The sequence below is a fragment of the Sphingomonas sp. GW821-FHT10C01 genome, assembly GCF_059415525.1.
On the sequence record NZ_JBWKNK010000003.1, the window covers coordinates 343,491 to 358,647 of the forward strand.

A 15,157-nucleotide genomic window follows, 5' to 3' on the forward strand; every position below is an offset into this window, starting at 1 on the left:
TCAGGCGCGTTTTGGCATGCCGTAAATTGAAGTCGCTGCGGAGAAGGATGCCAGATTGGCTTATGTAGAACCGCAGGGAGCGCAATCCTTGAATACGACTACCCTGACCGGCTCCGCAGCGCAACATGGCGTCGCTGGCCTAGCTGGCCCCGAACCGATCTCCAAGATCAAGCGCCGCTGGCCCACCTGGCTCGGCGCGGCGCTTTCCTTGCTGATGATCGTAGGGGTCGGCAACGAGCTTCTCAAGAACGGGCTGACCGGCCTGTCGAGCGCCGCGCCCGCCAACCTGACCTTCTACCTCGTCTTCCTGCTATGCTACCTCGCGCCACCGGCCTTCGATTTCGCGATCTTCCGCCGACTCTGGGGAATCCCGTGGAGCGGGATGATCGCGCTGAACAAGAAGCGCATCGCGAACGACGTCGTGCTAGGCTATTCCGGCGAGGCCTATTTCTACACCTGGGCCCGCCAGCGTACCCAGATGGTGGCGGCGCCGTTCGGTGCGGTGAAGGACGTATCGATCCTGTCGGCGATCTCGGGCAACGCCACGACACTGGCCCTGATGGCGATCGCGCTGCCGCTGGTCGGCGATCTGCTGACCCCCGCCCAGTACAAGACCGGGCTGATTTCGTTCGGCGTCATCATCGCCATGTCGCTACCCTTCCTGATCTTTTCCAAGCGCGTCTTTTCGCTGCCACGGCGCGTTCTGTGGTGGGTGTTCGGCATGCATACGCTGCGCATCGTGACCGCGTCGGTACTGCTCGCGCTCGTCTGGCACTTCGCGATGCCGGAAGTCTCGATCGTGATGTGGTTGCTGCTTTCGGTGGCCCGCATGCTGGTGTCGCGCCTGCCGCTGGTCCCCAACAAGGACCTTCTTTTCGCCAATTTCGCGATCATAATGATCGGCCAGGGCGAGGCCCTGTCGCAACTGATGGCGCTGGTCGCGGCGGCAACCTTGCTGATGCATGCGGTGTTGATCATCGGCTTTGCCGTTCTGAGCTTTGTTAGGAAGGATCTATGAGACCCGTCGTCTTCGCTTTCGGAGTTCCGCTTTGCGCGATCGCGCTGGTCGTTGCGCCGGGCGCCGCGGCGCAGACGGTGGTGGGTGAAGATGCCCAAGCCTGCATCCAGGGCAATGAAACCGCGATTCGGGTCAATGTGGTCGGTCTCAAGGACCGCATCGGGCGGCTCAAGCTTGAGCTATACCCGGCGACCGAAGAGGATTTCCTCAAGGACGACCATGCGCTGGTTCGCGAAGGCAAGCTGTTCCATCGCAGCTTCGCCGAGACGCCACGCGCGGGCAACGTCATATTGTGCATCAAGGCACCGCGTCCCGGTCGCTATGCGCTGTTCCTGACGCATGATCGCGACGGGAAGAACAAGTTCAACTTCTGGAAAGACGGCGGCGGTCTGCCGAGCAATCGCAAGCTCGGCCGCAGCCGCCCGAAAGTGGGGGATGGCACCATCAATGTCGGTCACGGCATCACGACCGTGACGATCAAGATGCAATATCTGCGAGGCCTGTCCGGCTTCGCGCCGTTAGACAGCTGACCGCATATGCGCATCGTCGACGTCAACGAATATTATTCGCCGACCGGGGGCGGGGTCCGCACCTATCTGGACCGCAAGATGCGGATCATGGCGGAGCTGGGCCACGAGCTGATCGTGATCGCCCCGTTCCATGAGGACCGGATCGAGGACCGGCCCGATGGCGGACGCATCTACTGGGTCAAATCGCCGCCGTTGATCGTCGATCGCAACTACTGGCTGTTTCGCGATGCCGGGCCAGTCCTGCGCTTGCTCGACGCACTCAAGCCCGACGTGGTCGAGACCAGTTCGCCGTGGCGCCCCGCCTGGTTCCTGGGCCGGTGGCGTGGCGATGCGCTGAAGGTCTTCTTCGCCCACAACGACAATATCGGCGCCTATCCCCAGCGCTGGCTGGCGCCCTTTGCCAGCCCGGACCGGATCGAACAGATCTTCGGCTGGTACACGCGCTACATGAACAAGTTCCTCAAGGGCTTTGACGCGTTCGTGACCAACGGCCCGGCGCTGGCCAAGCGCTACCGCCGCCGCGGTATCCATGTCGATGCGGCGATGCCGCTCGGGATCGACCGCAACCATTTCTCCCCAGTTCTGCGCGACGAGGAACTGCGGGCATCGATGCTGGCGCAGCTCGGGCTGCCGCCCGAAGGGCATTTGCTGATCGGTCTCGGCCGGCACCACAAGGAAAAGCGCTGGCCAGTGGTGATCGACGCCGTCGAACGCGCCGGGGGTCAGCTTCCCGTCGGTCTGATGCTGTTGGGCGACGGCCCGCAGCGATCGGCGCTCGAGCGTCAGATCGCGGGGAACCAACATATCCGCCTGTTCCGCCCGATCTACGATCGCGAGCGGTTTTCCCGCATCATGGCCAGCGCTGACGCGCTCATCCATGGTTCGGACCAGGAACCGTTCGGGCTGGTCGCAAGTGAAGCGCTGGCGTCGGGTCTGCCGCTGATCGTGCCCAACGACGGCGGCTGCGCCGAGGTGGCCGACCCGCTGTTCGCCGAGACCTATCGCGGCGGCGATTCGCGATCCGGCGCGGCGGCGATCCGGCGCCTGTTCGCGCGCGAGCCGGCGATATTGCGCGCGGCCGCGCGCCACGCCGCCGGCCATGTCCTGTCCGATTGCGATCATGCCGAATCGTTGATCGCGCTCTACGAAACACTGAGGTCAGGCCGAGCGCGCGCCGGCGAGCACGCCGCCGCCACGTTCGGCATCACGGGGTGACGGCGAAAACCTCCTGCGGGCATTGATCGATGTGCCGGGGCCAAGGATCGTCCTTGCGCCGATACACGACGCGCGTACGGCCCCGGCCATTACGAACACATAGCACCGGGTCATATTCCGCGCGCAGCACCTGGTGCAGCAGCGACCGGGTCGGGCGATTGCCGAACGCGAACGCCGGAAAGGTCTCGACAATCGCCTCCGGACGATTGGCGAGGATTCTCCGGGTCTCTTCGAGCGGGTCCACGCCCAACGCCCAGGCGTTGTTCTCGTCCTCCGCGTTGACATGGCCGGGGAACGACCAACGCGAAGGCAGGCACGAACCGGTCATCATATAGAGGCCGGGATAGCCGTTATAGATGAAGATGCAGCCATTCCGCGGGATCGCCGCGGCGGCAACGGCACGCATTTCCGCGTTCCCGCCCTTCAGCGTGATAAGGTGCCATTGCACAGCCTGCCCGGCAACCAGCGCCACCAAGGCAATGCCGGCGCCCAGTCGCCGCTTCGCATCAAGCGCGGGTGCGAGCAGCAAGCAGAGCGGAGGCAGCAGCGGCAGCGCATAATGCGGGCTGTTGAAGCGCCAGTAGATCAGGACCCCCGCAAGGGCGACGAGCAGCCAGACCCGCAGCAACGTGCGCTCCGGTCCGCGCGCTTGCCCGCGCAGCGCATGACGACCGACCAGAGCGATCAGACCGAAGGGCAGGAAGATAGCGCTCACCTCGAACAGCTTGCCGACCTGGTTCAGCGGGGCCCCTTTGCCCTGCCCGAAGATGGAAACGAAGTTGCAGAAGATGAATTCGGCAAGATGCCCGACCGACCAGTAATAGAGCATCGCGAGCAATGTCGGGAGCAGCGCCAACGCAACCATTCCCGCGCCGAATGCCACGATCCGACCCCACCCCATCCGCGCCCGAAAGGCGAGCCACAGAAAGGCGCAGCCGAAGAACATGCCTTCAAACACGACCGTGTATTTGATCTGGATCGCGGTGCCGATGAGCAGCATCGCGATGCCGCCGTTCAACAACAGCCGTTCCGGCGTTCGCGCGGCCGCGAACAGCCGCGCGGCGGCGGCAAGCACCAGCAGATTGTAGAAGACCGGCGTCTGCCCGCCTTCGCCCTCCATGAAGTTCAGCCACAGAATATAGAGTGCGGCGGCCAATCCCGCGCCGGTCCGACCCGCATGGCGGCGCGCCATGACATAGATCAGTACCGCCGTGGCGACGACGAACAGCGTCGCCACGAGCTTATACTCGACGAACCCTTCTCCCCCGAGCAGGCGGGCACCGGCATAGATCAGAAAGATCCCGATCGGCTTGCGGTCGAAGATATCGACATAGGGAAGCTCCCCGCGCAGCATCCGGTCACCGACGAGAAGGTAGAATTGCTCGTCGAAACCAAGCGCCGGGTTGCCGAAGGTGATGAAGCGCACGGCAACCGCAAGCACCAGCAGCCCCGCCGCAATAAGATAGTCCGAACGTCCAAGCGCGCCGGCGCGGGGTTCGGAAGCCGGCCGGCCCCCGCCGGATTCGCTAACTGTCATATTCACCTTTCTCGAACCGGTGTCGCCGTTCCGCGCGCCGCGCTAAGCCGAAAGCGGCCCGGCCATTCCCCATAGGCACGGCATTGGCAAGCGCTCACGCCCGTCGGTCGCGGTCGCGAAGATCATAGTTTAGACGGATAGACCGGCTGAATATCGACCGGGATCGCCTTCATCGACGCGATAACGCCGCGCGCATTGTCATCGAGCACCGCCCATTTCGCCATGAACGTCTTGACGCCGGCATAGTCGCCATTGCCCTGAAGCACGATCATGTCGCGCAGCAGGTCGCGCAGGCCGAGCTCGAACCGCGCATCGTCGATGCGGTAGCGCCCGGCCTTGGCGTCCCAGGCAAACGCGCCCTTGGCCTTGAGGTAGCCGAACTGCATCGCCGCGCCCTTGCCGTGCGCCTCCTCGATCCCGAAGCGCATCGCGCGGAAGGTACCAGTGAGGTAGGTGGCGAAGAGCCGTGACTTCTCGGCCGTGGGCAGCTCGCCCTTCTGCATCATGAACAGGATGTTCCAGGCGCCCATGACATCGGCCTTGGCTTCCTCCAGACCGCCGGCCTGATCCTTGAGCGCCTCGCTTACCGTGGTCTTCTGCCCGTTCACGACGATCGTGCCCGGCCCCAGGCTGTGCGACAGCTCATGGAACAGGGTTTCGAGCTGCATGTACTTTCTGGACACCAAGCTCGCCTGATCGGGCACCAGCACCAACGGCGCCATCGGGGCGAGGATGCGCTCATACTTGGCGCCGAGCACGTTGGAGAGGATCACCTTCTTGGCGCCCTTCGCCTCACGCACGCGTTCGTCATTGGGCAGGTTGAAGGCGATGGTCTGGACGCCCGGCACATTGTCGCCGCCGCCGCGGATCTGTTCGGCCACCGCGATCGGGCTTTCGAAGCCGCGCTGGAAATTCTTGTACTTGGCGGCAACCGGTAGGTTGGCCTCCATGTCGCGCAGATAGCGTTTGTACTTGGCGAGCGCGGCGGACTCGGCCGGGTCCTTGAGCGTCACGAAGCTTTCAAACGCGGTCTTCTGGCCGAGCAGCCGGTCGGTATAGACCTCGTACGGCCCGATCGCGACCTCGATCGGGGTGCCCTCCAGGTCCATCCAGGCAAGCTCGGACTCGAAATAATTGTCGGTCAGGAACGCCTTGGCCCGCAGCGTCAGGAATTTCTTGAGGCTGGCGTTGGTGGTGATTGCCGCGGCCTGATCGAGCAGCTTGGCGGCCTGCGTCAGCTCGGCCTTGTAGGCGACCGAATAGGGGATCGCCTTCAGCTTCGCGCCATCGCGAACGACGACAGTGTAGGGGCTGTTGAGCGCAAGCTTCTCACCCGGATTTTTCGACAGATAGGCTTCGAACTCTTCGCGCGTCAGGTCGGTGGGATAGAAACCGGCCCCTTCCGGCATCTTCGCGCCGCCGCCGAACGGGTGCAGATCGGCCAGCTCGTCCCATGGGCCGAAATTGCGATCGTACATTTCCAGCGTGGCCGCATCGCCCCGCTTCTCGAGTCCGGCACGCGTCGCCCGCCAGTTCGAATCGCGCTGGGCGCGATAGATGGTCGACATGATGTCCGACGCCTGGATCAGCAGATTGACCACCTGCCGCTCCTCGTCCGTGAGGAAGCTGGTGTCGGCCTTCATCTCGATCGTCGCGAGTTTCGCCTTTTGAGCGGCAAGATCGTAGCTGTCGGCGACAGCCGTCGCGTCATTGCCCGCGGTCGGGCTCTGGTTGCAGGCGGCGGTGGCGAGAAGCAGCGCGGCAAGGGCGGTTTTGCGCATCGGTATCTCCGGAAACCAGTCGGTTGCCGCCCGCTCTAAACCTGTCAGGATCGACTGTCACGAACCAGCCACATGCGCGGGCCAGGGACGCCGGGAGGGAGACCAGCCATGACCATCCGTATCGATCGCCGTTCCTTGATCCTCACCGGCACGCTGGGGCTGGGCGCCTATGCCATCCCCGGTTTCGCGCAGGGTCCGAACTGGATCGTCGACGGCTTCACCCATTCGGTGGCGAGCGGTGAGCCGGGACCGGACTCGATGCTGCTGTGGACCCGCTATGTCGGCAAGGGCGACTCGGCGAAGCTCAAGGTCGAGGTTTCGGAGACTCCGGACTTCGCCAGGATCGTCGCGGGGGGACAGGCGATCACCGGCCCATGGCGCGATTGGACCACCAAGATCACGGTCACGGGCCTCAAGCCTGGCACCCGCTATCACTATCGCTTCATCGGACCCGACGGCAGCAAGTCGCCGGTCGGCCGCACTCGCACGCTCCCTCAGGGCAATGCCGCACGCTTCGGCATGGCGATCTTCTCCTGCTCGAACATGGGCTTCGGCTATTTCAACGCCTACGCCCATGCGGCCGCGCGCGACGACATCGACCTTGCCGTGCATCTGGGCGACTATCTCTACGAATATGTGCACGGCACCTATCCGGCGATGGATCAGGTGATCGACAATCGCCTGCCGCTGCCCCCAACCGAGATCATCCACCTCGCCGACTATCGCCTGCGCTACGCCAGCTATCGTACCGATCCCGACCTACAGGCGCTGCATGCCGCCAAGGCGATGGTGATCCAGATGGACGATCACGAATCCGCTAACGACAGCTGGGAAGGCGGCGCGCAGAATCACTCGCCCGACAAGGAAGGCGACTGGAGCGTGCGCCGCGCCGCCGCGCTGCAGGCGTGGCGTGAGTGGATGCCGGTCTCCGACGAGCCGTGGAAGACCTATGAGATCGGCACGCTCGCCACCCTGTTCCGCACCGAAACCCGGCTGCTGGGCCGAACGAAGCCATATAGCGCCGCGCCGTTCCTGATGGCGGACGATCCGGTCGCGGCGCTCAAGGCGTTCCGCGACGGCGCATGGCAGGATCCGGCGATGACGATGATGGGCTGGCAGCAGGAAGCGTGGATGGCCGCCGAGCTCAAGCGATCGGTCAAGGCGGGCACGCGCTGGCAGGTGACCGGGTTCGGCACGATCATGGGCAAGCAGGTGGCGCCGAAACAGGCGATGGAATGGCTCAAGCCCGACGCCGCCGAGATCGCGAAACGTTATGTAAAGGCGGGCGTCACGCTTGCTTCACTCGGTCTTCCCTCGAACCTCGACAATTGGGGCGGCTATCCTGCGGCGCGGGCGCGCTTCCTCAAATCCGCACAGGCGGCCAACGCCAATCTCGTCGTGATCGCCGGGGACAGCCACAATGCCTGGGCCTATGACCTGGCGCAGGACGGCAGACCGGCCGGCGTCGAGTTCGCCGGCCATGCGGTGACCTCACCCGGCTACGAAGGCTCAACCGCCGCCGATCCCAAGGTCATCGCCCGCGCGCTGGTCGAGACCAATAGCGAGCTCAAATGGTGCGATACCTCGCGCCGCGGCTACATGGCGCTGACGCTGACGCCAGACACGGTACGCAACGACTGGCTCTTCGCCGACACCGTGCGGACCCGTACCCCCGCCGCCAGCATCGGCCACACCGCAACGGTGCGCCGGGGCCGCAACGTGATGGCCTGACGGGTAGCTGGATACCCAAAGGTCTCAAATGTCACGCCCCTACGCGCGCGCGAGGACATCAGGATCGACAATGCGAAAGAGCGCATGGTCGCTCGCAAGCTGGATCCAACATTGCAAGCCCCCGCAACGGGAGCGGGTCAGCCCTCGAGGCTCTTCGCCACCTGTTCGATCATGTCCTTCGACAGGCCCGGCGTGGCGAGGATACGCGCGAGTTCGGCGCGCATCTTCCCCGCGCGCGTCTCGTCGAAACGCTTCCAGCGGCCGAGCGGCGGAATGAGCTTGGCGGCGGTCTGCGGGTTCAATTTGTCGAGCGCGATCAGCTGGTCGGCGACGAAGCGATAGCCGCGCCCATCGCCCGAATGGAAGGCGCGCTGGTTGATGGCGAACGCGCCGACCAACGCGCGCGCGCGGTTGGGGTTGGCCAGCGTGAAGTCGCGATGCTTCGCCAGCTCCTCGACCGCTTCCGCCGTATCCTCACGGGTCGCCAGCGCCTGGGTCTGAAACCATTTGTCGAGTACCAGCGCGTTGTCGGCATAGCGGTTGTAGAAGATGTCGAGCGCTGCGATGCGCTTGTCCGACTTGCTGTTGACCAGGGTCATCAGCGCACCCTGGCGATCGGTCATGTTGTCCGCGCCTTCGAACTGGCCGAAGGCGAGATCGGGGCCGTCCGCCGCGCCGCTGGCGTTGATATAGCCGAGCGACACCGTGCGCAGCCGTCGCGCGCCCTTGCCCGCAGGGCTGTATTCGAAGCGGTTGGCCTTCACCGCGTCATGCGCGTCGCGCCATTGCTGCTCAAGCGCCTTGCCGAGATCACGACGCAGCGCCTCGCGCTTCTGGAAGATCAGCTCGGGATCGACCACCGGCAACTGGTCGCCGATGAAGCTGTCCGATGGCAGCAGCACGGCTTCGGCAACGAACGCGCGGTCAAGCGCCGGGTCGGCGAGCGTGTTGGCCACCGCCTCGATCACTGGGGCGTGATCAGCACGGCCCTGGGTCACCGCCGCGACCAGCGTGTCGAGCATCAGCTGCTGCATCGCCTCGTACCGCGCGAACGGATCGTCGTCGTGCGCCGAGAGGAAGGCGAGATCGGCGGCGCTGCGGTTGGTGTCGACGATCACCGGTGCGGAGAAACCGCGGTTGATCGACAGCACCGGGCGCTCGGCAACGCCCTCGAACGCGATCTCGGCTTCGGCGTCGGACAGCAGTACCAGCTGCTCGGGCGCGACCGGCTTGGCACTCTCGCCGCCGAACAGGCGCAGCTTGAGCGGGAGCACCATCGGCGCCTTGTCGGGCTGGCCGGGGGTCGGCGGCACGGTCTGACGGATCGTCACGCGCGCGCGGCCACCCTCATGCTCCAGCGTTGCACTGACGCGTGGCGTGCCGGCTTGCGAATACCAGAGGCGGAACTGGCCAAGATCGCTTCCGCTTGCCTCTTCCATGCACGCGACGAAATCCTCGCAGGTCGCGGCGGTGCCGTCGAAGCGCTGGAAATAGAGGTCCGTCCCCGCGCGGAACTTCTGCGGGCCCAGGATCGTGGCCATCATCCGGATGACCTCGGCGCCCTTGTTGTAGATGGTCGCGGTGTAGAAGTTCGAAATCTCGAGATATTCGTCGGGGCGAACCGGATGCGCCAGCGGCCCCGAATCCTCGGGGAACTGCGCCGCGCGCAGCCCGCGCACATCCTCGATCCGCTTGACCGCTGCGCTGCCCTGATCGGCCGAGAAGCTCTGGTCGCGGAAAACGGTGAAGCCTTCTTTCAGCGAGAGCTGGAACCAGTCGCGACAGGTGACGCGATTGCCCGACCAGTTGTGGAAATATTCGTGCGCGACCACCGCGGCGACCGCGTCATAGTCGTAATCGGTGGCGGTATCGGGGTCGGCGAGGATGTAGCGGCTGTTGAAGATGTTCAGCCCCTTATTCTCCATCGCGCCGAAGTTGAAATCGTCGACCGCGACGATGTTGAACACGTCAAGGTCGTACTCGCGGCCATAGAGTTTCTCGTCCCACGCCATGCTGAGCTTCAAGGCATGAAGCGCATGGTCGGTCTTGGGCAGGTCCTTCTCGCGCACCCAGATGCCGAGCTGAACCTCGCGCCCCGACAAGGTGGTGAAGGTGCCGCGATTGGCGGCAAGGTCACCGGCGACCAGTGCGAAGAGGTAACAGGGCTTGGGGAAGGGATCGTGCCACTCCGCCCAATGCTTGCCGTCAGCCGCCTCGCCCGACGTCACCGGGTCGCCATTGGCGAGCAGGACCGGGAAGCGCGTCCTGTCGGCAGTCATCTTCACCCGGTATTTGCTCAGGACATCGGGCCGGTCGGGGAAGAAGGTGATGCGGCGGAATCCCTCGGCCTCGCACTGGGTGCACAGGTTCCCGCCCGAGGCGTAGAGACCCATCAGCTGGGTATTGCGCTCTGGTGCGATCTCGACCCGAGTCTCGACGACATGCGCGTCGCCGGGCAGCGCGATCACCAGCGTCGGGCCGTCCATCTCATAGGCGGCGTCCGCACCATCGACCTTGACCGAAAGCGGCGCCAGGCCATCGCCGTCGAGCCGCAGCGGGCGGTCATGTTCGCCGTTCCGCTCGACATTCAGCACCGCCGTTACCCGCGTCGCCGCCGGGTCCAGGTCGAAGTCGAGCGCGATTTCCGGCACCTGCCAGTCGGGCGCGCGATAGTCTTCGCGGCGGATGACGTGTGGGGCGGAGGCGAGAGCGTCGATCATGGGACAAGCCTATAGGTGGTGCCGACTGAGTGGCACCACGAAATTTCGTTGCGGTGTATAGTTCTAATGCTACGCCTCAACCCATCCTTTGTTCAATCGGAAGACCGTAAATGCTGCGTCCGACGCTCACGCTCGCTCTCATCAGCCTTGCTTTCCCGCTCGCCGCGCAAGAAGCGGCGACCGACACGACCAAGGCGCCGAGCGCCGCCGAAACCAACGCCTTTGTCAACGCGACGCTTCCGGCCGATCAGGCGGCGATGAAGTCGCATGTCATGTTTCTGGCGTCGGACGCGATGAAGGGGCGCGATGCGGGCACCAACGAGTATGAAATCGCCGCGCAATATGTCGCCGCGCAATTCTATGCCGCCGGACTCAGGCCCGCGGGCGTGGACGGCAGCTATCTCCAGCCCGTTCCGCTGCTCAGCTTCCGCCCCGCCGACAAGGGCACGCTGACCGTGACGCGCGCCGGCGCCGCGCCGGTCAACCTCGTCTTTGGCGAGGATTACATCCCAGGCGGCAACCCCGAAAAGCTCAGCACGGTGATCGATGCGGGCGTGGTGTTCGCGGGCTATGGCATCGTCGCGCCGCAATATAAGCGCGACGATTACAACGGCGTGGATGTGAAGGGGAAGATCGTCGCGATCTTCTCCGGCGCACCCGGCGGCTTCGATGGCGAGGAGCGCGCCCATTTCGGCAGCAACGCCAACAAGGCGGCGATCGCGGCCGGCAAGGGCGCGGTCGGCGTCATCGTGCTCGAAAGCCCGAGTTCGGCAAAGGTACGCCCGTTCAGCCGCCTCTCCGAAGCGTGGGACGAATGGCGGATGACCTGGGCCGATGCCCAGGGCAACGGCCACCTGCCCGCCAAGGGCACGCCGACCATCGCCTCACTCAGCGTCAAGGGCGCCGCCAAGCTGTTCGGCGCCGACAAGGGCTGGGCTGCCGCAACGAAGGCGGTCGAAGCGGGCAAGACGGCGGTCGCCCCCTTCGCCAGCAGCGCAACACTCGCCGCCGCGCTCAAGACCGAACGCAAGACGGTGACCAGCAGCAATGTCGCCGGGATCCTCCCCGGCAGCGATCCCAAGCTCAAGGATCAGGTTGTGGTGCTCTCCGCACATCTCGACCATGTCGGGGTCGGCAAGGCGGATGCGAAGGGCGACACGATCCATAACGGCGCGATGGACAATGCCATGGGCATCGCCTCGCTGATCGAGGAGGCGAAGCGCTTCCAGGCGTCGGGCAAGCCGCCGCGTCGCTCGATCATGTTCCTGGCGGTCACCGCCGAGGAAAAGGGGCTGATCGGCGCCGACTATTTCGCGCACAACCCGACCGTGCCCAAGGCGAATCTGGTCGCCAACGTCAATCTCGACATGCCGGTGATCACCTACAAGTTCGAGGACATGATCGCGTTCGGCGCGGCACGCTCGACGCTCGGTCCGATCGTCGCACGCGCGACCGCCGGAGTTGGCGTAGGCGTCGGCAAGGACCCGATGCCCGAGCAAGGCTTTTTCGTCCGCTCCGACCATTATCGCTTCGTCCAGCAGGGCATCCCCTCGGTCTTCCTGTGGCCGGGCATGGCGGGTGTGGGCGGCGAGGCGTTCAACCGCTTCCTCGCCACCCGCTATCACCGTCCGTCGGACGAGATCACCAACCCCGAGATCAAATGGGATCAGGGCGTCCGCTTCATCGAGGCCAATTACGCCATCGCGCGCGAGATCGCCGACGCCGATGCGCGCCCGGCATGGAACAAGGGCGATTTCTTCGGCGTGCTGTACAGCGGATATGGCGCGAAGTGACGTGATCCTCTCCCGCTGGGGGAGGAGCTAGATGCGCCTGCTTGTCTTCGGCCTAGGCTACACCGCGTCGGCGATCGCCGCGCGGCTGCCGGGTGCGCGGATTGCGGCGACCGGGCGCTCCGGCGATATCGCCTTCGCTGACGCGGATCGCGTGCGGTTCGAGATCGCACAGGCGACGCATATCCTCTCATCGGTACCACCGGGCGAGGGTGACCCGGTGCTGGCCTCCTATGGCGACGCGATGGCCGCGACCGGCGCGTGGCTCGGCTATCTCTCCTCGACCGGGGTCTATGGCGACACCGGTGGAGCGTGGGTCGACGAAAGCGCGCCGACCGGGACCGGGCGGCGCAGCGCGCGCGCCGTGGCCGATGCGGCCTGGCTCGCGCTGGGCGCTCGCGTGTTCCGGCTGCCCGGTATCTACGGTCCCGGCCGCTCGCCGCTCGACCGGATCCGCAACGGCGAGGCGCGGCGGATCGACGTGCCAGGGCAGGTATTCAGCCGCGTGCATGTCGACGATATCGCCGGGGGGGTGATCGCCGGCTTCGACGCACCGGCAGGCGCCTACAACCTCGCCGACGACGAACCCGCGCCGCAAAGCGACGTCATCGCTTTCGGCTGCCGGCTGCTGGGGTTGCCGGTGCCGCCGCTCGTGCCGCTGGCGGAAGCGAACCTGTCACCCGCTGCGCGCGCCTTCTATTCGGAGAATCGCCGCGTCGCGAACGGCAAGGCGAAGCGGGCGCTGGGCTGGCGGCCCGCTTATCCCGACTACCGGTTGGGCCTGCGCGCCCTCAACGCCAGCACCAGTCCGGCCCCCGCGAGCAACGCGCCACCGGCGGCAAGCAGCGACCAGCGATAACCCTCGAACAGCGTCGAGAGCAGCATCGCCAGCACCGGGATGATGACGCTCGAATAAGCCGCTTTGGCGGGACCGATCTTGCGTAGGACCGTGAAGTAGAGGGGGAAGGAAATCGCCGAGCCGAAGATGCCGAGATAGAGGACGCCGGCGACATAGTTGAACCGCGTGTCGAACACCGGCGGGCCGACGGTGCTCCACGCGAAGGCAGCATCCATCGACGCGCCGATCAGCATCGACCAGCCGAGCATCGTCGCCATCGGATAGCGCTTCGCCGTATCGGTCGCCTGCATGACATTGGCGGTCGAGGCCGACAGGACACCGAGGCAGGTGAGGCCGATACCGAGCCAGATCTCGCCGCTCGCCATCGGATCGCGGCGAAGTTCATGCAGGAACAATAGCCCGACGCCAGCCATCGCGATCAGCGATCCGATGATGAGCTGCCGCCCCATACGCTGGCCCAGGAAGATGCGCGAAAACACCGCATTGGGAATCAAGAGCAGCGCGAACACCACCGCGACCAGCCCGGAGGTGACATGCATCTCCGCGCGGTAGACGAAGTTGAAATTGAGCGCGAATTGGAAGGCGCCCATCAGCGCGGCGAACACGACGCCGCGCCGGTCAAGCCGCAGCGACTGCCGCGTGAATATGGCCCAGCCGAGCATCGCGACACCGGCGATCAGGAAACGATAGGTGACAGACCAGGTCGGCGGGACCACGCCCAGCTGTCCGGTGATGACGATCCAGGTCGATCCCCAGATCAGCGTCACCGCCGCAAAGGGCAGCAACACCGATAACCGAGCGGAATTGGGCGTCCGCGTGCCGATCACAGCCTGAGAATCGCTTCGGCCAGCGGCCGGACCGCCGCCTCCCCCTGATCCCAGGAAACGACCAGCCGCACCACACCGGGTGACCAGTCGTAGAAATCGAAACCCTGCGCGCGCAGCGTCGCGGCCTCGGCGGGCGTTACCTTCAGGAACACGGCATTGGACTCGACCGGATGCGCCAGGCGCCCTTCCGCCGCCTGACCAAGCAGCGCGGCCCCGGCATTGGCGGCACGCGCATTGCGCAGCCAGAGCGCATCGTCGAGCATCGCGTGGAGTTGTGCCGCGAGATACTTGCCCTTGGACTGAAGATGTCCGGCGCGCTTGCGGCGGACGCGCGCGGCGTCGGCGAGATCAGGGCGGAAATAGACGAGCGCTTCCGCGCCCATGCCGCCATTCTTGATGAAACCGAAGCTCAGCGCATCGGCCCCGGCACGCCAGGTGAGGTCGGCGGGCGAACAGTCCAGATGCACCAGCGCATTGGCGAAGCGCGCGCCATCGACATGGAAGCCAAGACCGCGTTCCTTGGCGAGCGCGCCGATCGCCGCGGTCTCCTCAGGGGTATAGACCAGCCCATATTCAGTGGCGTTGGTGATCGAGATCGCATGCGGCTGGGTCCAATGGACGCCGGGCTTGATCCGGTCGATCACCGCGCGGATCGCATCGGGGGTCAGCTTCGCGCCGTCGCCCTCAGCCAGCAGCAGCTTGGCGCCGTGGGTGAAGAATTCGGGCGCGCCCGCCTCGTCCGCCTGGATATGCGCCTCGCGGTGGCAGACCACCCCGCCATAGGGCGGGCAGAGCGACGCGAGCGCGAGGCAATTGGCGGCGGTGCCGGTGGGCAGCCACAGCACCGCGACCTCGGTTTCGAACAATTCGGAAAAGCGCGAGTCGAGCGACTGGCTGAGCGCGTCGCCATCATAGGCGATGTCCTGCACATTCGCCGCCGTCAGTGCCGCAAGCACCTGGGGACTGGCGGGCGCGGTATTGTCGGAGAAAAAACGCATGCGGCCACATGCGCCCGGCGATTCATGCCGTCAACGGTCGTCCGTCGAACGACGGGCGCACGCGTTTGACGATCGCGTCGTCATCGCGCGGCTGGCGGGCTTTGCCCATGTGAAGAGGGTCGCCTGGCGATCCTCGAACCCTGAGGGAGGA

At 65.3% G+C, this 15,157-nt stretch carries 11 protein-coding genes; 6 read left to right on the forward strand and 5 right to left on the reverse strand.

Annotated elements, in window-relative coordinates:
• The first annotated feature begins 88 nt into the window (after positions 1-88).
• The 3 genes from AC07M1_RS15605 to AC07M1_RS15615 are packed head-to-tail and all read left to right on the forward strand — an operon-like array spanning position 89 to position 2,763.
• A complete protein-coding gene (locus tag AC07M1_RS15605; protein WP_495163540.1) occupies positions 89-1,018 on the forward strand; it encodes a hypothetical protein in 930 nt (309 codons plus the stop codon).
• Positions 1,015-1,548 (forward strand): DUF2141 domain-containing protein, encoded by a 534-nt coding sequence (locus AC07M1_RS15610; protein WP_495163541.1) that lies wholly within the window; start codon positions 1,015-1,017, stop codon positions 1,546-1,548. Before AC07M1_RS15605 ends, AC07M1_RS15610 begins: the two co-directional genes overlap by 4 nt.
• A gap of 6 nt (positions 1,549-1,554) precedes the next feature.
• The gene (locus tag AC07M1_RS15615) at positions 1,555-2,763 is read left to right on the forward strand and encodes a glycosyltransferase (protein ID WP_495163542.1); all 1,209 of its coding nucleotides are present in this window, start codon (positions 1,555-1,557) and stop codon (positions 2,761-2,763) included.
• Here AC07M1_RS15615 and AC07M1_RS15620 read toward each other — a convergent pair.
• Both AC07M1_RS15620 and AC07M1_RS15625 read right to left on the reverse strand, forming a co-directional pair.
• Complete coding sequence (locus AC07M1_RS15620; protein WP_495163543.1) at positions 2,753-4,204, reverse strand: glycosyltransferase family 39 protein; 1,452 nt, start codon at positions 4,202-4,204, stop codon at positions 2,753-2,755. The genes AC07M1_RS15615 and AC07M1_RS15620 overlap by 11 nt on opposite strands.
• Before the next feature lie 218 nt (positions 4,205-4,422).
• The gene (locus AC07M1_RS15625) at positions 4,423-6,081 is read right to left on the reverse strand and encodes a DUF8614 domain-containing protein (protein WP_495163544.1); all 1,659 of its coding nucleotides are present in this window, start codon (positions 6,079-6,081) and stop codon (positions 4,423-4,425) included.
• A gap of 108 nt (positions 6,082-6,189) precedes the next feature.
• Here AC07M1_RS15625 and AC07M1_RS15630 point away from each other — a divergent pair, with 108 nt between their 5' ends.
• Positions 6,190-7,812 (forward strand): alkaline phosphatase D family protein, encoded by a 1,623-nt coding sequence (locus AC07M1_RS15630; protein WP_495163545.1) that lies wholly within the window; start codon positions 6,190-6,192, stop codon positions 7,810-7,812.
• 137 nt (positions 7,813-7,949) lie between these two features.
• Here AC07M1_RS15630 and pepN read toward each other — a convergent pair whose 3' ends face one another.
• The gene (pepN, locus tag AC07M1_RS15635; protein WP_495163546.1) at positions 7,950-10,532 is read right to left on the reverse strand and encodes an aminopeptidase N; all 2,583 of its coding nucleotides are present in this window, start codon (positions 10,530-10,532) and stop codon (positions 7,950-7,952) included.
• A gap of 110 nt (positions 10,533-10,642) precedes the next feature.
• Between pepN and AC07M1_RS15640 the strand changes: the two genes are divergently transcribed.
• Positions 10,643-12,325 carry a M28 family metallopeptidase gene (locus tag AC07M1_RS15640; protein WP_495163547.1) on the forward strand — a complete coding sequence of 561 codons (1,683 nt, stop codon included), beginning with the start codon at positions 10,643-10,645 and terminating at the stop codon, positions 12,323-12,325.
• A 31-nt stretch (positions 12,326-12,356) separates the two neighbouring features.
• Positions 12,357-13,181 (forward strand): Rossmann-fold NAD(P)-binding domain-containing protein, encoded by an 825-nt coding sequence (locus AC07M1_RS15645; RefSeq protein WP_495163548.1) that lies wholly within the window; start codon positions 12,357-12,359, stop codon positions 13,179-13,181.
• On the opposite strand, the gene AC07M1_RS15650 is transcribed toward AC07M1_RS15645, so the two are convergent.
• Both AC07M1_RS15650 and AC07M1_RS15655 read right to left on the reverse strand, forming a co-directional pair.
• Positions 13,091-13,969: a DMT family transporter gene (locus tag AC07M1_RS15650; RefSeq protein ID WP_495163549.1), complete on the reverse strand. Its 879-nt coding sequence runs from the start codon at positions 13,967-13,969 to the stop codon at positions 13,091-13,093. The two genes, AC07M1_RS15645 and AC07M1_RS15650, sit on opposite strands and share 91 nt — an antisense overlap.
• Before the next feature lie 35 nt (positions 13,970-14,004).
• Complete coding sequence (locus AC07M1_RS15655) at positions 14,005-15,006, reverse strand: threonine aldolase family protein (RefSeq protein ID WP_495163550.1); 1,002 nt, start codon at positions 15,004-15,006, stop codon at positions 14,005-14,007.
• Positions 15,007-15,157: the final 151 nt, after the last annotated feature.